Origin of the sequence: Bradyrhizobium sp. SZCCHNGR1005 (assembly GCF_032489995.1) — a bacterium.
Classification (GTDB): domain Bacteria; phylum Pseudomonadota; class Alphaproteobacteria; order Rhizobiales; family Xanthobacteraceae; genus Bradyrhizobium.
Window position 1 is genome coordinate 47,211 of sequence record NZ_JAUEZC010000008.1, and the last position, 20,774, is coordinate 67,984.

The window sequence follows — 20,774 nt, forward strand, 5'->3', positions numbered from 1 at the left end:
TGGCGAAGCTTTGCTTCCAAGCGTAGTCTGTTCAGATCGGCCCTACAGAGGCCGGGTTGAAATGGGGAGGATGCCCGAATGCCGGCTTACCGTGCCGCGGGACTGCTATCTGCAGCCGCGATTTTGCTGTGCACACACCTGAGCGTTGGACAGGCCAAGCCACTCATGATCGTTGGCCTGGACGAGAAGACCCTGTGGGACGATAGCGGCAAGCCGCTGCTGTTCCCACCGGGCAAGGACCAGGTGCTGATCGTCGATCTCGCGGACCCTGAAAGCCCGAAGATCGTCGCCTCGCTGCCGCTCAAGAATTCCGTGGTCGGACCACCGGTGAACGTGGCGATCGATCCAACCGGGAAGGTTGCGCTGGTCGCCGACTCCGTCGATGTGGTGAAGGACGGTGACGCGCTCAAGCAGGTGCCTGACAACAAGATCTACGTGATCGATCTGCAGGCCAGCCCACCGAAGCTGGCCGCCACGCTGAGCGGCGGCAAACAGCCCTCCGGCCTGAGCTTCAATCCTGATGGCCGCATGGCGCTGGTCGCCAACCGCGCTGACAATTCGATCAGCGTGCTTTCGGTCAATGGTTCCGACGTCAAGATTGTCGATACGGTCGCCATGCCGGACAGCGTCGCCCATGTGACGTTCGCGCCCGACGGCAAGCGCGCGCTCGCCGCCCGCTTCCCGGCTCACAAGATCTCGATCCTCGATGTCGCCGGCGACAAGGTGTCCTACAGCAAGATAGATCTTCCGGCCGGGCAATGGCCCTACAACGTCGCGGTCGTGCCGGGTGGAAAGGTTGCGCTGACCTCCGACAACGGCAATGCAGGCGCCTCGGATGGCAGCGTCGATACGACGAGCGTCATCGATCTCGAAGCCGATCCGCCGCGCATCATCGATCGCGTGGTCGTCGGTGACGGGCCGGAGGGGCTGGCCATCAGTCCGACAGGCGATCTCGCGGTGTCGGTCATCCTCCGCGGTTCCAACGCAAAGAACGCCTACTTCTACCAAAAGAACGGAAGCATCACGGTTTTGAAAATCGACGGCAAGAAGGTCAGCAAGACCCAGGAGATCGAGGTCGGTGGACTTCCCGAGGCTGCGGTGTTCACGCCCGACGGCAAATACCTCCTGGTCGGCAACTACCTGACCCAGGATTTTTCGATCCTGAAGGTCGAGGGCGGAAAGGTCGTGGACACCGGCAAGCGCTTTCAGGTGTCGGGACATCCCGCGTCGGCAAGGATGGGACCGTAGCGCGCGTTACCAACTCCAGAGCAGGCGGTGAAGGTCCGCTTCATCTCGGGCCTTCATCCGTCGCATACTCACCATCCAGCAGGTACGGTGTGCGGCCCGCGCCTGAGACAACAACGGACAACATCAGGACGGCTTGTTTCGCTGCTTCCGCGAGCGGGGCGCTTTTGGCCAATGGTGAAGAGCGACGTCGGCAACCCCCTGCAGTTCGCCGCGCCTAGTCCCGCCGGCCGCCAGCACGGCCATGCCGTAGATCAGCGCGGAGAGATAGCGCGCAAGGTCCGCGGGATCGTCATCGCCAGGCAGGTCATGGTCTTTCGCCGCACGCTGAAGGCGGCGTCTTATCGCTGCTTCTCCACGCTGACGGCGCGAAGCGAGATCGCTGCGGATCGTGTCCGACTCGACCCCGCAGGCAAGCGCGCCCTGAACGCCGAGGCAGCCGGGTGGATTCTGCTTGTCGCCGTGAAGCGCGACAGGCCCGGTCAGCCAGAGGCGCACCGCTTCGAGAGATGTCGCCGCCTGTTCGGCGGCGGTTCTGTAGCCGCCGGCCTTCGCCTCGTAGCGGTCCATCACGCGCTGGAACAGGCCCTCCTTGTTGCCGAACGCGGCATAGAGGCTGGCACGCGTGATGCCGAGGGCCGCGGTCAGGTCGGCCATCGATGTTCCCTCATACCCCCGACGCCAGAACAGGCCCATTGCGCGCTCGACAGCCTGATCCATGTCGAATTCGCGCGGTCGTCCAGCACTCATGATTCATCCTCGCGCGCCACTTGATCTTCGGCTTGTCTATTATAGATCGGTCGTTCTATAATCACACCATTGCCGGCCGAAACACACATGATAGGGGGTGCCGGTGGGCGCAAGATGCCTCGCAATTCTCCTCATGCTGCTCGCTCCTGCGGCCCGAGCCGAGGTCGAGCAGTTCCCCTCGGGTTTCAAAACCAGGACGATCGCGGCCAATGGGACGCAAATCCATGTTCGTGTCGGCGGTCAGGGGCCTGCCGTGATCCTGATCCATGGATTCGGCGATACCGGCGACATGTGGGTCAAGCTCGGGGCTGACCTGGCGCGCGACCACACCGTGGTCGTTCCGGATCTGCGCGGCATGGGCCTCTCGGGCAAGCCCGACAGCGGCTACGACAAATGGACCCAGGCCGCCGATATGCGGGCCGTTTTAGCCGCGCTTGGCATCGACAAGGCGGCTGTCGTCGGACACGACATCGGAACCATGGTGGCTTATGCCTGCGCGGCGCGGTATCGCGACATGACCGAGAAGCTGGTCGTCATGGATGCCCCGGTGCCCGGCGTGCCGCCTTGGGATGAGATCGTTCGCAGCCCGCAGCTGTGGCACTTCGATCTCGGCGGCCCTGATATGGAGCGGCTGGTCAAAGGCCGTGAGCGCATCTACCTCGACCGTTTCTGGAATGAATTCGCCGGCACGCCTTCGAAGATTGGGGAAGCGACACGCCGCCATTACGCAGCGCTCTATGCGCGACCGGGCGCGATGCGTGCTGCATTCGCTCAGTTCAGGTCGATCCGCACCGACGCAGAGGACAACAAGAAGGCGATCGCCACAAAGTTGACCATTCCTGTGCTTGCCGTCGGCGGCCAGAAATCCTTCGGCGCGATGGAAGCCGTCGTGATGCGCAATGCCGCATCCGACGTCACCGAGGTTGTCATTCCCGACGCCGGACACTGGCTGATGGAAGAGCAGCCGGAGGCGACCATCAAGGCGATACGCCAATTTCTTGACGGAAGAAATTAGCGGTCGGCCTAAAACCGCGTCACGATCTCCGACAGCGCCGGACGCGGGCGGTCCTCGCTCGGCTTGGTCGGCGTGCCGATATGGATCATGCCGGCGAGCTTCTCGTCCGGCTTCAGTCCCAAGCGGTCGAGCACGTCGCGGTCGAAGCAGAACCAGCCGGTGAGCCAGGCGGCGCCATAGCCGAGCGCAGTGGCGGCGGTGACGATGTTCATCGCGCTCGCGCCGGCCGACAGCTCCTGCTCGAACGGAGGGACCTTCGGGTGCGGCTTGGTGCTGCTGACCACGCCGATCACCAGCGGCGCATCGGTCAGCCGCTTCTTCTCGGTCTCGATCTCGGCTTCGCTCGCTTGCGGGTGTTTCTCAGAAAACACCTTGGCGATGATCTCGCCGGCGCGCTGGCGCGCATCGCCCTCGAAGATGATGAAACGCCAGGGCGCGAGCTTGCCGTGATCAGGCACGCGGGCGCCGATGGTCAGGATGGTCTCGAGTTCGGCAGGCGAGGGGCCGGGGCCGGCCATCTCGCGCGGCTTGACCGAGCGGCGGGTCTTCAGGAGTTCAAGGGCGTCGGGCACTTGCATGTTCTCGGTGGCTGATGTCTCGCCTTAGATAGCATGCCGATCCGCCTGCAACAGATGGCTCCGGCGGTTTTGATCGACTCTAAAGCGGCGACAGGCGAGCCCCCGCAGCTGATGGCTTCCGGGCCGCTTGCTTTGCAAGCGCTCCCGGAAGCACGTCGTGACAAGTGCGGTCGTTTGTAGCCTAGGGCAGTATCTACGCCGCCTCGCGCGCCCGCCGTGCGACGTCCGGCGGCGTCGCCTCCTCGACCAGCGCCGCGATCGCCTCCGCGGTCGGCATTACGGTCTGACCGTCGCGGCCGAGCCGTCGCACGGAGACCGAATGCGTCTCGGCCTCCTTCTTGCCGACGACGAGCAGCGCTGGGATCTTCTGCAGCGAGTGCTCGCGGACCTTGTAGTTGATCTTCTCGTTGCGCAGATCGATCTCGGCCCGCAAGCCCACAGCGCGCGCCGCCGCCAACACCCGCTTGGCGTATTCGTCGCCCTCCGAGGTGATGGTGGTGACGACGAGCTGCGTCGGCGCCAGCCAGAGCGGGAAGTTGCCGGCATAGTGCTCGATCAGGATGCCGATGAAGCGCTCCATCGAGCCGCAGATCGCCCGGTGCACCATCACCGGCGGCTTCTTGGCGCCGTCGGCGTCGATGTAGAACGCGCCGAACCGCTCCGGCAGGTTGAAGTCGACCTGCGTGGTGCCGCACTGCCAGTCGCGCCCGATGGCGTCGCGCAGCACGTATTCGAACTTCGGCCCGTAGAACGCGCCTTCGCCCGGGTTGATCTCGGTCCGGATGTTGTTGCGCTGGGTCTTGATCTCCTGCAGCACGGTGGCCATCACTCGCTCGGCGTGATCCCACATCTCGTCGGTGCCGACGCGCTTCTCCGGACGGGTCGAGAGCTTCACCGTCAGTTCGCCCTCGAAGCCGAAATCGGCATAGGTCGACAGGATCAGCTCGTTGATCTTCAGGCACTCGTCCGCGAGCTGGTCCTCGGTGCAGAAGATGTGGGCGTCGTCCTGGGTGAAGCCGCGCACGCGCATCAAGCCGTGCATCGCACCGGAGGCTTCGTAGCGATGCACGACGCCGAATTCGGCAAGGCGCAAGGGCAGGTCGCGATAGCTCTTCAATCCGTGCTTGAAGATCTGCACGTGCCCCGGGCAGTTCATCGGCTTCAGCGCGAACCAGCGCTTGTCCTCGGCCTCGTCACCGGCCGACTGGGCCGCGAACATGTTCTCGCGGTACCAGTTCCAGTGCCCCGAGGTCTCCCACAGCGACTTGTCGAGGATCTGCGGCGCGTTGACCTCGCTGTAGTCGCCCGCCAGGCGCCGGCGCATATAGGCGATCAGCGCCTGGAAGATGCTCCAGCCCTTGGGGTGCCAGAACACGACGCCGGGGCCTTCCTCCTGGAAGTGGAACAGGTCGAGCTCGCGGCCGAGCTTGCGATGATCGCGTTTCTCGGCTTCCTCGATCTGCTTCAGGTAGGCGTCGAGCTGCTCCTGTTTCGCGAAGGCGGTGCCGTAGATGCGGGTCAGCATCGGATTGTTGGAATCGCCGCGCCAATAGGCGCCGGCCACCTTCATCAGCTTGAACGCATTGCCGATCTTGCCGGTCGAGGTCATGTGCGGACCGCGGCAGAGATCGAACCAGTCGCCCTGGAAGTAGATCTTGATCGGCTCGTCGCCGGGAATGGCATCGACCAGCTCGACCTTGAACGCCTCGCCCTTGTCGCGGAACACCTGCTTGGTGTGCTCGCGATTCCACACTTCCTTGGTGAAGGGTTTGTCGCGCGCGATGATCTCGCGCATCTTCTTCTCGATCGCGGCGAAGTCTTCCGGAGTGAACGGCTCGTTGCGGAAGAAGTCGTAGTAGAAGCCATTCTCGATCACCGGGCCGATCGTGACCTGGGTGCCCGGCCACAGCGACTGCACGGCTTCGGCGAGCACGTGTGCGCAGTCGTGCCGGATCAATTCCAGCGCGCGCGGATCGTCGCGATCGACCAGCTCGAGCCTGGCATCGTCCGCGATGGGGTCATTGAGGTCGGCCAGCGTGCCGTCCAGCGCCATCGCGACCGTGCGCTTGGCGAGCGAGGGCGAGATGCCCTTGGCGATGTCGAAGCCGGTGGTGTTCTTGGGGTATTCGCGCTTTGCCCCGTCGGGGAAGCTGATGGTGATCTTCTCGACCGGTGCGGCGGGCTTCAGATTGCTGAGGCTGTATTGGAAGCCGGATTCGGCTTTCGGCTGGTCGGATTTGGACTGGTCGGGTTTAGACTGGTCAGGCATGGCGTTCTCCTAAAGCTCACTCCTGCGAACGAGCGCAGGTAAGCGGGAGCAAGCGGTATAGCAGCGGATTCGGAGCCTGCAACCCGCCACGCGTGGGAAAGCTGCCAGTTCCGGCCGCGACGGCCTGCCAGCCTTGCGGCGGTAGGGCGGTGTGATACAACCGAAAGTGCTGGGGTCGTGCTATTTTCCGATGCTTGTCTTCCATCAACGTGTGGGCGGGATCATTCCGCGCCTCGCTCTGCTTGCGGCGCTGGTCCTGACGTGCAGCCGCAGCCTTGCTGCGCCAGCAGCCTCGCCGGCGCGGCACCTTGCCGATCATTCGCCGCCGATCTCATTCTACCTGGTCAAGGGACAACCGGGCACCTGTGGCGAGGGTTGTGACAGCTGGATCGCGGCCGAGGGGCGGATCGACAACATCGCCGTGGCGCGGTTTCGCAAATTTCTGAAGCAGGTCGGTGACCGCCGGCTGCCGATCTATTTCGAGTCGCCGGGCGGCAATCTCGAGCAGGCGCTCGCGATCGGCAACCTCCTGCGGGAGAGAAAGGCCATCGCGCGGGTCGGCCGGACCATGGTCCGCGACTGTGGCCTGGAGGCTCAGGACAGCGAGGTCTGCGTCAAGCTCAAGCAGTCCGGTCGTGAGTTGACCGGAGACGTTTGGACCCGTGGTGCGATGTGTGCCTCGGCCTGTCCCTATCTCATCCTCGGCGCGCCGACTCGCGAGATCGCGCCCGATACCATGCTGGCCGTCCACTCGCCGCGGGTGATTTTGAACTTCACCACCGGCGTGCCGCCCCCGGAGCTGCGGACGCGCGCTTTGCAGCAGGCGAGCGCGCGGGCCGATCGCCTGGTGCTCGATTATCTCAAGAAGATGGGGATCGACTCCGGCCTGCTCGCCGCTTCGCGCTCCGTGCGTTTCGAGGGGCTGCACATCCTGAGCCGCGAGGAGATCGCCAGGTTCGGCCTCGACCGGCGCGAGGTGGCCGAGACGCGCTGGATGTTCGAGAACGCTAGCCTCGGCGTTGCGTATAAGACGGTGATCTCGCGCAAACCCGGCGATACCAGCTTCCGCACGACGCGATTCCAGCTCGTCTGTTTCGATGCCGACCGGTTCGAACTCGATTTCCAGCGGCCCGCGCCAACCGCGACGGGAACGGCCTCGGTCGCGATCGTGAACGGGGCCGAGCGGCTCAATTTCCTTTACCCGCCGCGCAGGGGAAGCGGTCAGGAGACCTGGGGCGCGCGCTTGAACGGTGGCCAGCTTCGCGCGCTCGCGGCCAGTGCTGCGACCGACCTCACCGAAGGCGAATTGCGTGAGGGCAACTGGCAATTCGCGTCGTCCCGACTCTCCACGGACGGTCTGCCGGCGGCGCTGCAGCGCCTGCTTTCCGGCTGCCCGCAGGCAAAGGCGACGTCAGCAATGTCCGCAGGACGCGAGCAGGTAGCCGGAGCAGTCCGCTGATTGCGCCTCTTCGGCCGACACGCGTGCTCATCCAAGAAGATGTCATGCGGGACATGACAATGTTTCAAGCAAATGCATGGACGCGGTCTGGTATCAATTGGATATGACCGATCATCTCGAATCCCATCGTTTCGCACCCACGGCCCTGATGCTGGGCAATCTCGTCACCGGCTGTTCCGTGCTGGCCCCGGCCGGGCTGTTGCCGGAGCTCGCCGGAGATCTCGACGTCAGCATCCGGACCGCGGGCTTGCTGATCACCTTCGGCGCAGTGATCCTGTGCATCGGCTCGCCGTTGACGGCCTGGCTCACCAGCCGGATCGATCGCCGCAGCCTGCTTGCGGTCACGCTCGCGGTCATGGCGCTCGGCAATCTGGCCTCGAGCGTGGCGCCCGGGTATGCGAGCCTGCTCGCAATCCGCCTGGCAATGCTCGCGGTCGGGGCGCTCTATACGCCGCAGGCGGCAGGTACTGCAGCGCTGATCGTTCCGGCCGAACGGCGCGGTGGCACCATCGCCTATGTGTTTCTCGGCTGGTCGCTGGCGGCCGCCGTGGGCCTGCCGCTGATCACTTTCGTCGGCAGCCATCTGGGCTGGCGGACGGCCTATCTGTTCGTCGGACTGATCGGCGCGGTGAGTTGCTTGCTCCTGGTCTGGCGCCTGCCAAAGGGGCTGCTCGGCGCTCGCGTCGATCTGAAGACCTGGGTCGAACTCGGCCGCAATCGGGCGGTCGTGCTGCTGCTCTTGATCACGACGCTGCAGATGTCCGGGCAGTTCGTCGTCTTCACCTTCATGGGCCCGCTGTTGAAGATGCTGACCGGCGCGGACGCGAACGAGATTGGAGTCGTGTTTGCGCTCTATGGCGTCGCCGGCTTTGTCGGCGTCGTCATTGCCACCCGCATCGTCGATTCCTGGGGCGCATTTCGGACCTCACTGCTGTTTACCTGCCTGGTCCTGACCGGCATCTTCTGCTGGACGCTGGGGGCGGGGGCTTATCCGGTCATGGCGGCCGGGGCGGCGATCTGGGGACTTGGCTTTGCTTCGTCGAATTCCATGCAGCAGGTCCGCCTGGTTGCGGCCGCGCCGCCGCTCGCGTCGGCCTCGGTCTCGCTGAACACCTCGGTTCTCTATGTCGGTCAGGCGATCGGTTCGGCCGTTGGTGGAACGCTGTTTGCGCGCAACCTGCTGGACAGCACCGGCTATGTTGCCACGGCGTTCCTGATCATGGCGCTGCTTGCCATTCTGTCCAGCCGGCCGCGCGTGCCGGTAGCGGCATTGGCATGAGTTCTCGGGCATGAGTTCTCGCAGGCGCGAACGGGGTGTCCCCAAGAAAGCCTGCCGGGGATGCCCCGGACATCGGGACCTGGCCAATAGGCGCTTGGCAAACGCTGCAAGACTGGCTTAAAGCCGCTTCATGCGGGAGGCGGGCTGTCGCTGATTTCGCCACAACCGGCGGCTAATCAGGCTGACGCCCGAGGGCCCTCCGCACGTTCATATGAAAGCGATATGACATGAAACGGATAACTTTGAGCTTGGCCGTGGCGTTGATTTCGACGGCCGCCCTTGCCCAGGCCGACCCGCCGATGGTGGGGGACCGGCCGTTGGTCCAGGTCAAGCCGCACACGATGGCTGCCGCCAAGCCGCAGTCGGCCGCCGTGCGGCTGCAGGCCTGTCTGGAGATCGAGGATGGCACCAAGGAGCGGCTGAACTGCTATGACGCCGTGATCCCGCCGGCGCCGAAGCCGAAGGCGATCAAGGCCAAGACGGTGGCCGATTGCAAGTTCACCAAGGAGGAGGACGAGCGGCTCGCCTGCTTCAATGGCTTCGTGGACAAGATGCCGAAGCCGAAGGCCGACGAAAAATCCGGCGAGAAATCCTGATCTCGATCGCCCTGGCATAGCCGAGAGCAGGGCGAGCTCGGCGCCGTTAGGCGGGGGCGCAGGGTCAGCGGCTGGTCGCCGTCGAACTGCCAGCCGCGATCCGGATCGGCGGCTGGGCGGCGGCCATCTTCGTCAGCACGTCCTTGATCGGATTTCTCGTCCAGGCCAGCGTGACGTAGTCCCGATGCGTCACGCCCTCCGGCGTCTCGACGAACACCACGCTGCCGGGCTTGAGCGGCCCGTCAATGTCCTCGGAAATCGCAATGCCGCGCTCTCGCAGCGTTGCCATCAGCTCGCGGTCGTGGCGGGCCGTGTAGTGCGTATAGGACGAGACGAAGAAGCCGGAACGATTGCGCTCGATCCAGCCCGCGAACTTGTCGAGCTGGCCATACACGGCGTCGAGCAGCACGACACCGCGGACGCGATCCGTGACGCCGCCGACCTCGAGACTCCATGCGGTCGGCAGGAAGCCGCCGCTATAGCCGACGATGACGATCGGCATGGCCGCAAACGCCTTTGCCGCGTTCGGATCTCTGGTGAGACGGGCGAGGCTGCCGGCGGCCTCGTCCATGAAACGCTTGAAGCCGCCGGGCTGCCAGAACTTGCCGGCGCTGGAATCGGCGGCATCCACGGCCATCTGCGGGGCCAGCAGCACCGCATTCACACTGGAGTCGCTGATCTGCTGCGGAACCAGCTGGCGGTCCCGCACGTCGCGCTCCAAGGTGGCGCCGTTACCGTGGAAGAACACGACGATCACGCCGGGTTTGCGAACGTCAAAATGTTCCGGGACGTGCACCAGCACGCGGCTGTCATTGTAGGTCTGGTCCTGCCAGTAGACGCGTCCCGACAAGCTGCGATGGCCGCGGCGCTCGCCGCTCGTGACGTTGAGAAACGGTGCGTCGGAAGCGGGGTTCGTGCCGTAATAGGGGAACGCCGACGATTTCATGCTGACCAGCGTCGTCAGCTCTTCGCGTGTGTGCGAGGCCGGCGCCTGCGGTTCGAGCGATGCGACCTGATAGGACGCGGGCTTTGTCTCCGCCGGCTTTGGTGTGAAGTCCTCTGGGCTATGCAGCGCGAAGCTTTCGGAAGGCGAGGGGAAGCGGTCGCGGAATTGCGGCGTGGGAAAACGCTCGTCGAAAGTCGTCGGCTGAGCTGGCGCTGCATTGGCGGCCAGAACGCCTGCGTTCGGCGCCTTGCTGCACTGAACAAGCGGAAGCGACAGCAGCAGCGCGGTGGTGGCGGTCGTGACTCGGCGCGGCGCGATGGGAAGCCAGCGGCGCGCGGGCAGGTTCAGCCGACCGGGCGCGCGCGCACGACGATATCTCAGGCTTTTCGGATAAGATCCGAGCATCCGCCCCTGCAACCCCCAAGACCCCCTAACAAGCTTACCCCAAAGACCTAGACCCAAGATCGGCGCTGCGACCGACAGCGCCAGCTTCAGTCCCTCAACTCTGAGCCGGCGATGTTGAGGTGGCGTTAAGCCTGAGCGCCGGACCGCACCCCGCGTTCTCGAGCCGGTTTGCCGCGCTGTAGAGACGCTGGGCGCCTCAAAGGTGTCCCAATCGCGCGACACAGCACGAGATCGTGTCGCGATTGTGGGCTTGGTCGCGCCGCAATGCAACGCCCTCGACCACCGAGTCTGGCTAAGCGGTTCTGAAATACCTCCTTATTGAGGCCTTATTTAGTCCCTGTTAACTATGTTTGAATGGTTTGGGTCGAATCTGGGGCTGGAGCTAAGGGGAGGGGCGTTCAACGCCCCTGCGCGAAATGGCTGCCTCCGACACGGACGGTGCGACTTGGCCCGAGCGGGTGCTTGAGAGCGCCGTGCCGTCGGTGTCGGTGCCGGTCGCCACGGCCCTCGTGGTGGCCGACATGGTCGGTGTCGGCGTCTTTACCAGCCTTGGCTTCCAGGTCAGGGATATCCCGTCCGGCTTCTCCATTCTGCTGCTGTGGGCCATTGGCGGGATCGTCGCGCTGTGCGGTGCGCTTTCCTATGCCGAATTGGGCGCAATGTTTCCGCGCTCGAGCGGCGAATACAATTTGCTCTCGCGCGCGTTTCATCCTGCCATTGGCTTCATGGCCGGCTGGGTGTCAGCAACGGTCGGCTTCGCCGCGCCGGTTGCGCTCGCGGCGATGGCGTTCGGCGAGTATGGCAAGGCTGTCATTCCGGGCGCACCGTCACTGGCGCTGGCGGTCGGCGCGGTCTGGCTGGTGTCGCTGGTGCAACTTGGCGGCATCAGGCAATCAAGCAGCTTCCAACTGATTTCAACGCTCCTGAAAGTTGGCCTGATCGTCGCCTTCCTGATTGCAGGCTTCGCTTCTCCGTCGCCGCAGCCGGTCACGTTCAGCCCGGTAAGGGCCGATGTCGGCTACGTGCTGAGCGGCCCGTTTGCGATCGGGCTCGTCTTTGTCATGTACGCCTTCTCCGGCTGGAACGCCGCGACCTACATCATCGGCGAGCTGCGAGCGCCGGAACGGACGCTGCCGCGTGCGCTGCTCGCGGGCACGTCGCTCGTGCTCGTGCTCTATGTCGCGCTGAACGCCGTGTTCCTGCTCGCCGCGCCGATCGACAAGCTGTCCGGACAGCTCCAGGTCGCAAGCATCGCCGGCACCTACATCTTCGGTACCACCGGCGGGCGTATCGTCGCCGGCATGATCTGCATCGGACTGGTGTCTTCGATCGCCGCCATGATGTGGATGGGGCCGCGCGTGTTGATGACGATGGGTGAAGACATTCCGGCGCTCGCATTCTTTGCCCGGAAGTCGCGAGGCGGCGCGCCGACCTACGCCATCCTGTTTCAGCTCGCCGTGGCGAACCTGATGTTGGTCACCGAGAGCTTCGAGGCGGTGCTCGATTTCATCCAGTTTGCGCTGCTGACGTGTTCGTTTCTCACGGTGCTTGGGCTCATCAAGCTGCGCGTCACCCGGCCGGATCTGCCGCGGCCGTATTTGGCTTGGGGCTACCCGCTGACGCCCCTGGTGTTCCTGCTCGTGACCGGCTTCATGATGTACTCCCTGTTTGCGGAGCGGCCATTGCAGGCCGGCCTCGGCGCGGTGGCGATGATGTCCGGCGTGCTGATTTATCTCCTTGCTAACAAGCGGCCGGGTCGGGATGCCGCGACAGCATTGCCAGGTGCGGATTGATGGTGCGATTTCCCAACGTGCAGACGCTGGTGCTGTGGATCGTCCTGTTGGGGACCGGTTCAGCCCATGCGCAGACGGTCTCGCCCGACGACACCGCGCGGGTCCTTGCGGGGATGCAGCCGTCGGCCGGATCGCCACTGGCTGCATTGACGCAGGATCCGTCGTGGCAGCGCCATGCGAAATTCTTCGACAATGCGTTCGGCCAGCTCGAACAACGTCAGCTTTCAAAAATACGTGCCTGGGCGGATACCAATCTCGCCGCGCCCCGACCGACGATGTTCTACTTCTTCTCGGGGCCCGACTTCCTCTACGCCGACGCGTTCCATTCCAAAGCGACGACCTATGTCATGGCCGCGCTGGAGCCGACCGGTCCGGCGCCCGACTTGACCCGTCTGCCGCGCGGCGGCATCGGGTCGGCCTTGGCCTATGTCGAACACTCGTTGCAATCGATCCTGAGCTTTTCCTTCTTCATCACCAAACAGATGAAGACCGACCTGCATGAGGGTGACGTCAACGGCACTTTGCCGATCCTCTATGTGTTCCTGGCGCGGAGCGGAAAGACCATCCACACGGTCGAGTTGGTCTGGTTGGATGACAACGGTGCTGTGCATGGCAGCAACGAGCAATCCAAACCGAACGCAACGCGCGGCGCGCGCATCAGTTTTGCCGGCGGCGACGGGGTGGAGAAGACGCTTTACTACTTCTCGACCGATCTCTCCAATTCCGGGGTCAAGAGCAGCGGTTTCCTGAAGTTTTGTGAGCCGCTGGCGCCCGGCAACAGCCTGCTCAAGAGCGCATCCTATCTCCTCCACTCCGGCAATTTCTCGGTGGTGCGCAGCTGGCTGCTCAAGAACAGCGCGACGATCGTTCAGGACGATTCCGGGATTCCGCTTGCCAGCTTCGACTCGCGGGCGTGGCGTTTCTTCCCGTTCGGGCGCTACGCGGGGCCGATCGAGAAGTTTCCCAGCATGTATCAGGAACGTTATGTCGACCTGTTCGATCGTGCGCAGCCGCTCGACTTCGGTATCGGCTATCGCTGGCGCACACGCGAATCCAACGTGCTGCTGGCGGTCAGGTTGCCAGCGGCAGAGGCGACGTCATCGGCCGAGGCGATGTTGCCCGCCGAGCCGGTAACCCAGGCTGCGCGACCGCGCCGCGGGCCGCGGCCGCCCGAGCCGATCCCGGCCTATCCGCGGCGGCAGCGTAGCGGTTTCTGGTTCTGGCCGGGCTGGTGAAGCGCTCACCAATGCACGTTCTGGCTGGGAACGATGAATCCTGAGGTGTTGGGCGGCAGGGCGGTGGAGTCGTCGAAATAACGCCACGCGGCGACGATCACGATCAGCAGAGCGACGATGGCGATGAGATCGAGCTGTCTGCCGTCGCGGCGGCCGGGCGAGAATTTGGGGCTGATTTTCCAGCGCATTGTTGTGTCCTCCCATCGGGAAGCATCAAATCAATGCGAGGATCGGAACAAAGTTCCAGGGCGCGGTCTTTGGTCGTGAATGCGCCGCAGCAAATGGAGCGATCGTCCTGGCTGATGCAGGACGTCACCTCGGTGTCGAAGGATCGTTGACGCCGCGCCAGCGCGCATAGCGCCACGGCAGATACCAGCGCGCGCCAGCTGGCGCGGCAAGCGGAACATTGTCGATGCCGGAGGTGCCAAATGGCTGGCAACGCAGCAGCCGCGCCAACGTCATCCAGCCGCCGGCCCACAAGCCGAACCGCTCGATCGACTCATCAGCATAGACCGAGCAGGTCGGCAGATGACGGCAATTGTATCCGACCAGAGGCGAGAGCGTGTGCCGATAGACCCAGATCAGCGCGCGGGCCATCCGGCGTGGCACACGGGACAGGAGCGCCGGCTCGTGATGGTGAGGATGGGAACATGCGTGCTTCATGGGTGAATGCAGGACTCGTGAGCGGAGCGGTGCATAGTTCCCGAGCGGGGAACCGGAACTCGCGTATTTTTGTGCTTATGTGATGCAACTATCACACGTTTTTAGGGGCAGCGCAGCGATCCGCGGCTGGACGGTAAGGAATTGCCCGGATAGTTTTTCCTGACGTCGGTGTGACAGAATAAATAATGCATCGAGGTGGAACTTGCCACGTTTTGACTGGCCACGCGTGACGGCGCGGTTTGGATCTGAGATTGGGTAGGGGGGCGAATTGGACGTGAAGCTGCTGCGGTCGCGTATTTTGCGCTGGACGCTTCTGAGCGTTGCAGCGGTCGGAACCGCGCTCGGCGGCGCGATGATGTCAGCCTCCAACAGTGCCCAGGCAGGGTCCTCGCTTGAGGAGCGCAAACAGCCGATGCGCTTCAGCTGGGTCGCCTGTGAGCCGAATTGCGGCTGGGTCAGTGCGGTCGGCATCATCACGGGGGACAGCCCCAAGGATTTTGACGATTTCTCCAAAACCCGCGATTTGACCGGCACCACCGTGGTGCTGGATTCGAGCGGCGGGTCGGTCAATGATGCGATCGCGCTCGGGCGCCGGTTCCGCGAATTGAAGCTGCGAACCACGGTAGGCATCAGCGTGCGTGGGCGCCGTCCGGGCGAGGCCGCGCGGATCACGCCAGAGGCCTATTGCGAATCGATGTGCGTGTTCCTGCTGCTTGCCGGCACCACACGTTACGTGCCGGAGCGGGCGCATGTCCGCGTGCACCAGATCTGGATGGGCGATCGTGCCGACGATGCCAAGGCCGCAAGCTATACGGCGCAGGACATGATGATCGTCGAGCGCGATATCGGCCGCCTTGCGAAATACACATTCGATATGGGAGGCGCCGGCGATCTGTTGTCGCTCGCGCTCAACGTGCCGCCGTGGGAGGACCTGCATGAGCTGTCGCACGGCGAACTCGGGCTCACCAACCTCGTGACGACCCAGATCGCTGCCGACGTGTTGCCCCAGGGGAGGCCCGCAATTCCGATGGCGGAGCTCACGCCAAAGGGGCAGGACCGTTTTGGTGCTGCGAGCCCTGACGCCGACAAGGCGCCGCTCAAGTCGACGCGGACCGCGGAGGCGGTTGCCCCCGCTAGCACGGGCGCCACGACGCCGGCGCAATAGCTTCCTGCATACGGCCCAAGCCCGGACCGGCCTCATGGTTCGAGACGCGCCGCAAGCGGCGCACCTCACCATGAGGGTTTGCCATTTTTCGCAAAGCGGGCCTCGTCCTGAGGAACTCGCCGGAGGCGAAGTATCGAAGGACGGTCGCGGAGAGAATCGGCGGCCGCGTTTCTTCCCATATGCGATAACCCTGCCCTGAGAAGGGCCGGCCATTCACCCCTGCGCCGCCGCCGGCTCCTTGCCCTTCGCCGCCGCTTTCGCCTCGATCTGGTTGATCGCATCGACCACGGCATCGAAGGTCAGTAGCGTCGAGGCGTGTCGCGCCTTGTAATCGCGTACCGGCTCGAGCAGGGCGATGTCGGCCCATTTGCCGTCCGGAGGGGCGCCGTTCTCCTTCAGCATTTTGCGCACCGTTTCGCGCAACTCGCGCAGCTCCTGCGCGTTGGAGCCGACGACATGGCGGGCCATGATCGAGGAGGATGCCTGGCCCAGCGCACAGGCCTTCACGTCATGGGCAAAATCGGTCACCACCGGCCCCTCCATCTTGAGATCGACCTTGACGGTCGACCCGCACAGCTTGGAATGCGCCGTGGCGCTGGCGTCGGGGTTCTCCAGCCGCCCCAGCCGCGGAATATTTCCTGCCAGTTCGATGATCCGTTTGTTGTAGATGTCGTTCAGCATGTGCCTGACGTCCCGGAATTACCCACCCGGGCGGCCTTGGCGGCCCGGTTTCATCGCCCTATATTGGGACTATATGGAAACGATTGGCGGAAAAACCAGCCAAATCCTTCAGGCGTCCGGCGCTGAGGCGCCCCGTCTGCCGGTGACACTCCGGTCGGATCGCCGGCCGGTCGAACGGAGTTGAGATGGACGCTTTGATCAAGACCCTGCGTACGAACAAGCAAGACAACAAGGCGCTCGAAGGCAAACTGCCGGAGGCTCGCCCCGCCGACCTCGATCCGACGGAATTCCTCGCGGCCGCCGTGCGCGCCGACCGGGCGCGTCCGTCGCGCGCCGAGGCCGAAGCCGCCGTCTATACGCTCCTCAATTATATCGGGGAGGATCCGTCCCGCGAGGGGTTGGTCGATACGCCGCGGCGGGTAGTTGAGGCCTTTGACGAGCTCTATCAGGGCTACCATCTGTGCCCGGCCGAGGTGCTCGACCGCACCTTCGGCGAGACCGCCGGCTACGACGATTTCGTGCTGGTCCGCGACATCGAATTCACCTCGCAATGCGAGCACCACATGATGCCGTTCTACGGCAGGGCGCATATTGCCTACACGCCGGTCGAGCGGGTCGTGGGACTCTCAAAGCTCGCGCGGCTGACGGACATCTTCGCGCGTCGCTTGCAGACTCAGGAACATCTGACCGCGCAGATTGCGGCCGCGATCGACGAGGTCCTCAAGCCGCGAGGCGTTGCGGTCATGGTCGAGGCGGAGCACACCTGCATGTCGGTGCGCGGTGTGGCCAAGCATGGTGCGGTGACCTTCACCAGCCGTTTCACCGGGATGTTCCGCGACAATCCGGCCGAACAGGCGCGCTTCCTCTCCATGGTGCGCGCGCCGCAACGTTATTAGCGCCAGGGATTGGCGCCAGAAGGCCCAGGCAGAAATTCGTGTCCGCGACCTCAGATCACCTTGAGCGCGAGGAGGGGCTTTCCTTCCTTCCGCGATTCGACGCCTCCGGCCTCGTCACCTGCGTCACGACTGATGTCGCGACCGGCGAGGTGCTGATGGTCGCGCATATGAACGACGAGGCGCTGCGGAAGACCGTCGCCACCGGCGAGGCTTGGTATTTCAGCCGCTCGCGCAACGCCTTGTGGCGCAAAGGTGAGACTTCGGGTCAGACCCAGCGCGTCATCGAGATGCGCACCGACTGCGATCAGGATGCGGTCTGGCTCCGCGTCGAGCAGCTTGGGGCGGCCTGCCATACCGGCCGCCGCTCCTGCTTCTACCGCAAGGTGGAGAATGCGGGCGACGGCTCGGCGCACCTGTCCTTTGTCGATGCCGACCGGCTGTTCGACCCTTCGGCGGTGTACCGCAAGTAAGCCAAAGGCCGCATCCACTGCGGAGGCGCTCGGTCATTGGCCCGCCGTATCGGGCAATCTTAACCCGTCATTAACCATGCCCGCCGCAAGTTGCCGGAGGTTTCCGGCGCGTTGGTCTGCCAAGATTCCTCTGCGAAAAGCGGGTCACCTGATGTCGGTCGACGCATCCATTTCCTCGTCCACGGGAATCCTCGATACTGTCCGGGCGCGCGTCGCCGGCGCGATCAAGCAGGCCGCCGACACGGTCGGCACGAGCTTCGAATATCTCTTGTCCACCGCCAAGATGGAGTCGGACTTCAACCCGACCGCGGGCGCATCGACCTCCTCGGCGCACGGCCTCTATCAGTTCATCGACCAGACCTGGCTCGGCACCGTCAAGGAGGCCGGCGGTCAACTCGGCTATGGCGACTACGCCGATGCCATCACCAAGACATCGTCCGGCGACTATACGGTCAACGATCCCGCGATGCGGCAGGCGATCATGAAGCTGCGCGACGATCCGCAGGCGGCGTCCGCAATGGCTGCGGCGCTGACGCAGTCGAACAGCTTCCAACTGACTGGGCTGATCGGCCGGCGGCCAAGCGATGCCGAGCTCTACATGGCCCACTTTATGGGGGTGGGCGGCGCGGCCAAGCTGATCACCAGTGCGCAGGACTCGCCGCAAGCATCCGCGGCGCGGCTGTTTCCGAATGCCGCCGCCGCCAACCGGCCCATCTTCTATGATCGCGACGGCCGGGCGCGCAGCGTGTCCGAGGTCTATTCGGTCCTGACCTCCCGCTATTCCGGTGCAGCCAACTCAACGGCCACCCGCGGCGCACTCGCGCTGTACGGCGGTTCGTCAGCGGGCTCAGGTGCGCTGCCGACGACGGACACTGCGACCTTCCTGTCGATGTTTCCGGACGTGCGCGGCTCCGGGCAGGCCGCTCCGACGAGCGCGGACGGTTCGAGCGCGAATAGCGCGCCAATGGATCCGACGTTCCGCTCGCTCTTCCAGGTCGACGGTCAATCGTCGCAGGCGGTGTCGGCATCGGTACGCGAATTGTGGGGCACCTCGTCGGTCGCCAGTACCTCGTCGACGGGGCAGGGCAGTGGCGCACGTCCGCTCGATCTATTCAGCGATCCCCAGGGCACATTCTCCGGCTGACGCACCGATTCTCGGCCGACAACTTTCTTTGCAGTCTTCGTGGACAGCGGGCGGCCTTCGGCTGCCCGCCTGCTATGTGTGCGCGAGGTGTCTCCGAATTGCGCGCAAGAGTGCGCAAAGAACGCCGTTGATCTGTATCATGATACAGCTTCGGACGTGGTCACTTAATAAAACGTCAATAATACCAGTCACTTATGGTGAACGCTTTGTTAAGCGTCGTGGTTTATTTTCGGTGCTGTTGAGGCCAAGTCAGGTCTCCTGAACAAGTTGCGTAAGCCGGAAAGACCATGATCGTTCGGCAGTTTCTTAGTTGGGTTAGAACCGCGCCAGCCGGTGAACGGGCAGAGGCGGGCCGGGCGTTGGCGCGGGCCTGGCTGATCTCGGACCTCACCGATGAGGACCGCGCCGCCGCCGAAGGCGCGCTGTTGATGCTGCTGGACGATCCTTCGCCGCTGGTGCGGCAGGCCATGGCAGAGGTCTTTGCCCGATCGGGCGAGGCGCCGGCCGCCATCGTTCAGGCGCTCTCGTCGGATCAGCCCTCGGTCGCCGTCCCCATCCTCGAGCACTCGCCGCTGCTGATCGATGCCGACCTCGTCGACATCGTCGCGACCGGCAATTCGGAAACCCAATGTGCGATCGCCCGGCGCATCAAGTTGCCGGCTCCCGTCTGCGCGGCGATCGCGGAAGTCGGCAGCGCTGCCGCTGCACTCGAGCTGATTGAAAATCCCTACGCCGAGCTTGCGCCGTTCTCTTGGGATCGCATTGTCGAACGTCACGGCCACCTTGCTGCGATCCGCGAAGCCATGCTCGCGCTCGACGACCTGCCGGCGGCGACGCGGGCGGCGCTGGTCGACAAGCTCTCCGAGACCTTGGCGCAATTCGTCGTCGCCAAGAACTGGCTCAGTCTTGACCGGGCCGGGCAAGTCGCCAGCGAAGCGCGCGATCGCTCGACGATTACGATTGCCGCGCGCTCGCGCGGCGAGGAGCTGCTCGGCCTGGTGCGGCATCTCCGGACCACCTCGCAACTCACTGCGGGCTTGATCTTGCGGGCGCTGCTCTCCGGCAACATCGAGCTGTTCGAGACGGCGCTGTCGGAGCTCGCCGACATGCCGCGTGCGCGGGTGTCCGGATTACTCAAGGATCGCGGCACGGCCAGCCTGCACGCGTTGTTGCGCCGCGCCGGCATCCCGGAGACCACCTTTGATGCCTTCCGTGTCGCGCTCGATGCCTGTCATGAAACCGGGTTCACCGACACGCTGAGCAGCGCGGCCAGTCTGCGGCGGCGAATGGTGGAGCGGGTGTTGACGCATTGTGCGACGGAGCGCGATGCGGCCGAGCCGCTGCTGATCCTGCTGCGCCGCTTCGCAACCGAATCCGCCCGGGAAGAGGCGCGTCTGCTGTGTGACGAGGTGATGGCCGAGGATTTCGTGGCCGGCATCGAACTGGGGCTGATCGCCGCGTAAGCGACGACAGCGCATCCGGCGCGGCTCGACCTGTTATCGCCTTCCCTTAAGGACCGTGGCGATGGCGTTACAGAAGATCAACAGATCGGTTGCGCGCGGCTGAACGACGCGCTCGGCACCCTATCAAAGATGATCGCCAGGGACGATGCTGGGCGCCAGGATCGCTTCGAGATGTTCGGGGCGGTCTCGGTTGACGTGGATGAGATATTCGTCCGCAACCTTGCGCAATTTGCGGCTGAGCTCGCGTGCCATGGTGACGCTGTCGAGCTTGGTATGGTCGTGCACGATCGCATTGATGGCGTTGATGTGGTGAGTGAACAGCTCCGGCGGCACGCTGTCGAGGTCCGGGGCGTGCTCGATGATCCGGCACAGGCTGTCGGCGGCGGCGCCTGCTGAGGGATAGCCGAAGGTCGACGCATCGCCCTTGATGTCGTGGGCGGCGCGAAACAGTTCGTCGCAGGCCTCCTGGTCAAAGCCGTTCTTCACGATCGCCGCATAAGCCCTCGACAGGCGTTCGGCTTCCGTCACCATCCAGGACTTGAACTCACCGGAGAGGTCGGCGAGCGCAGCTTCCGCGCGGGCGACCGGATCGTCGAGATCCTGGTCGTCGACGGGGCGCAGGACCTTTTTCAAGGGGTTCGGCTGGGTGATGACGTGGTGATTGGCGTAAGTCTTGACTTCGATCGCCGGAGCTTTCTGTTTCGCCATCGGATTTCCTGCGC

20 protein-coding genes are annotated in these 20,774 nt (G+C 64.3%); 12 read left to right on the top strand and 8 right to left on the bottom strand.

Annotation, left to right across the window (positions count from 1 at the left end; all coding sequences use genetic code 11):
- Nucleotides 1–165: 165 nt before the first annotated feature.
- Complete coding sequence (locus QXZ85_RS27300; RefSeq protein ID WP_316175285.1) at nucleotides 166–1,248, top strand: YncE family protein; 1,083 nt, start codon at nucleotides 166–168, stop codon at nucleotides 1,246–1,248.
- Between the two features lie 123 nt (nucleotides 1,249–1,371).
- Here QXZ85_RS27300 and QXZ85_RS27305 read toward each other — a convergent pair whose 3' ends face one another.
- A complete protein-coding gene (locus QXZ85_RS27305) occupies nucleotides 1,372–1,995 on the bottom strand; it encodes a TetR/AcrR family transcriptional regulator (RefSeq protein WP_315705102.1) in 624 nt (207 codons plus the stop codon).
- Nucleotides 1,996–2,128: 133 nt separating this feature from the next.
- On the opposite strand from QXZ85_RS27305, the gene QXZ85_RS27310 reads away from it, so the two are divergent.
- The gene (locus QXZ85_RS27310) at nucleotides 2,129–3,010 is read left to right on the top strand and encodes an alpha/beta hydrolase (protein ID WP_315728613.1); all 882 of its coding nucleotides are present in this window, start codon (nucleotides 2,129–2,131) and stop codon (nucleotides 3,008–3,010) included.
- Nucleotides 3,011–3,018: 8 nt separating this feature from the next.
- On the opposite strand, the gene QXZ85_RS27315 is transcribed toward QXZ85_RS27310, so the two are convergent.
- Both QXZ85_RS27315 and thrS read right to left on the bottom strand, forming a co-directional pair.
- Nucleotides 3,019–3,582, bottom strand: coding sequence for a nitroreductase (locus QXZ85_RS27315; RefSeq protein ID WP_316167089.1), 564 nt, complete (start codon nucleotides 3,580–3,582; stop codon nucleotides 3,019–3,021).
- Between the two features lie 199 nt (nucleotides 3,583–3,781).
- Nucleotides 3,782–5,857 carry a threonine--tRNA ligase gene (gene thrS / locus QXZ85_RS27320; protein ID WP_315728617.1) on the bottom strand — a complete coding sequence of 692 codons (2,076 nt, stop codon included), beginning with the start codon at nucleotides 5,855–5,857 and terminating at the stop codon, nucleotides 3,782–3,784.
- 190 nt (nucleotides 5,858–6,047) lie between these two features.
- On the opposite strand from thrS, the gene QXZ85_RS27325 reads away from it, so the two are divergent.
- The 3 genes from QXZ85_RS27325 (at nucleotide 6,048) to QXZ85_RS27335 (ending at nucleotide 9,191) form a co-directional block, all read left to right on the top strand.
- Complete coding sequence (locus QXZ85_RS27325; RefSeq protein WP_315768161.1) at nucleotides 6,048–7,316, top strand: hypothetical protein; 1,269 nt, start codon at nucleotides 6,048–6,050, stop codon at nucleotides 7,314–7,316.
- A 103-nt stretch (nucleotides 7,317–7,419) separates the two neighbouring features.
- A complete protein-coding gene (locus QXZ85_RS27330; RefSeq protein ID WP_316175282.1) occupies nucleotides 7,420–8,595 on the top strand; it encodes an MFS transporter in 1,176 nt (391 codons plus the stop codon).
- A 227-nt stretch (nucleotides 8,596–8,822) separates the two neighbouring features.
- Nucleotides 8,823–9,191: a hypothetical protein gene (locus QXZ85_RS27335; RefSeq protein ID WP_315766575.1), complete on the top strand. Its 369-nt coding sequence runs from the start codon at nucleotides 8,823–8,825 to the stop codon at nucleotides 9,189–9,191.
- Nucleotides 9,192–9,255: 64 nt separating this feature from the next.
- Here QXZ85_RS27335 and QXZ85_RS27340 read toward each other — a convergent pair whose 3' ends face one another.
- Nucleotides 9,256–10,542 (bottom strand): alpha/beta hydrolase, encoded by a 1,287-nt coding sequence (locus tag QXZ85_RS27340; RefSeq protein WP_315705109.1) that lies wholly within the window; start codon nucleotides 10,540–10,542, stop codon nucleotides 9,256–9,258.
- 416 nt (nucleotides 10,543–10,958) lie between these two features.
- On the opposite strand from QXZ85_RS27340, the gene QXZ85_RS27345 reads away from it, so the two are divergent.
- Nucleotides 10,959–12,335, top strand: a complete 1,377-nt coding sequence (locus tag QXZ85_RS27345; protein ID WP_315768157.1) for an APC family permease — start codon at nucleotides 10,959–10,961, stop codon at nucleotides 12,333–12,335.
- Nucleotides 12,335–13,570 (top strand): hypothetical protein, encoded by a 1,236-nt coding sequence (locus QXZ85_RS27350; protein WP_315768155.1) that lies wholly within the window; start codon nucleotides 12,335–12,337, stop codon nucleotides 13,568–13,570. The genes QXZ85_RS27345 and QXZ85_RS27350 overlap by 1 nt, the downstream gene beginning before the upstream one ends.
- Before the next feature lie 5 nt (nucleotides 13,571–13,575).
- Here QXZ85_RS27350 and QXZ85_RS27355 read toward each other — a convergent pair whose 3' ends face one another.
- Nucleotides 13,576–13,758 (bottom strand): hypothetical protein, encoded by a 183-nt coding sequence (locus QXZ85_RS27355; RefSeq protein ID WP_315741378.1) that lies wholly within the window; start codon nucleotides 13,756–13,758, stop codon nucleotides 13,576–13,578.
- Between the two features lie 124 nt (nucleotides 13,759–13,882).
- Complete coding sequence (gene yidD / locus QXZ85_RS27360) at nucleotides 13,883–14,233, bottom strand: membrane protein insertion efficiency factor YidD (protein WP_315768153.1); 351 nt, start codon at nucleotides 14,231–14,233, stop codon at nucleotides 13,883–13,885.
- Nucleotides 14,234–14,501: 268 nt separating this feature from the next.
- On the opposite strand from yidD, the gene QXZ85_RS27365 reads away from it, so the two are divergent.
- A complete protein-coding gene (locus tag QXZ85_RS27365; protein ID WP_315705114.1) occupies nucleotides 14,502–15,398 on the top strand; it encodes a hypothetical protein in 897 nt (298 codons plus the stop codon).
- 213 nt (nucleotides 15,399–15,611) lie between these two features.
- Here the strand turns inward: QXZ85_RS27365 and QXZ85_RS27370 are convergent, their stop codons facing one another.
- A complete protein-coding gene (locus QXZ85_RS27370) occupies nucleotides 15,612–16,079 on the bottom strand; it encodes an iron-sulfur cluster assembly scaffold protein (protein WP_315705115.1) in 468 nt (155 codons plus the stop codon).
- Between the two features lie 185 nt (nucleotides 16,080–16,264).
- On the opposite strand from QXZ85_RS27370, the gene folE reads away from it, so the two are divergent.
- The 4 genes from folE (at nucleotide 16,265) to QXZ85_RS27390 (ending at nucleotide 20,052) form a co-directional block, all read left to right on the top strand.
- Nucleotides 16,265–16,975 carry a GTP cyclohydrolase I FolE gene (gene folE, locus QXZ85_RS27375; RefSeq protein ID WP_315705116.1) on the top strand — a complete coding sequence of 237 codons (711 nt, stop codon included), beginning with the start codon at nucleotides 16,265–16,267 and terminating at the stop codon, nucleotides 16,973–16,975.
- Nucleotides 16,976–17,013: 38 nt separating this feature from the next.
- Entirely contained in the window at nucleotides 17,014–17,445 is a 432-nt protein-coding gene (gene hisI / locus QXZ85_RS27380) for a phosphoribosyl-AMP cyclohydrolase (protein WP_315741375.1), read from the top strand.
- 151 nt (nucleotides 17,446–17,596) lie between these two features.
- Nucleotides 17,597–18,589 (top strand): lytic transglycosylase domain-containing protein, encoded by a 993-nt coding sequence (locus QXZ85_RS27385; protein WP_316175277.1) that lies wholly within the window; start codon nucleotides 17,597–17,599, stop codon nucleotides 18,587–18,589.
- A gap of 287 nt (nucleotides 18,590–18,876) precedes the next feature.
- The gene (locus QXZ85_RS27390) at nucleotides 18,877–20,052 is read left to right on the top strand and encodes a DUF2336 domain-containing protein (protein ID WP_316175275.1); all 1,176 of its coding nucleotides are present in this window, start codon (nucleotides 18,877–18,879) and stop codon (nucleotides 20,050–20,052) included.
- Nucleotides 20,053–20,175: 123 nt separating this feature from the next.
- Here the strand turns inward: QXZ85_RS27390 and QXZ85_RS27395 are convergent, their stop codons facing one another.
- Nucleotides 20,176–20,760 carry an Hpt domain-containing protein gene (locus tag QXZ85_RS27395; RefSeq protein ID WP_315705120.1) on the bottom strand — a complete coding sequence of 195 codons (585 nt, stop codon included), beginning with the start codon at nucleotides 20,758–20,760 and terminating at the stop codon, nucleotides 20,176–20,178.
- Nucleotides 20,761–20,774: the final 14 nt, after the last annotated feature.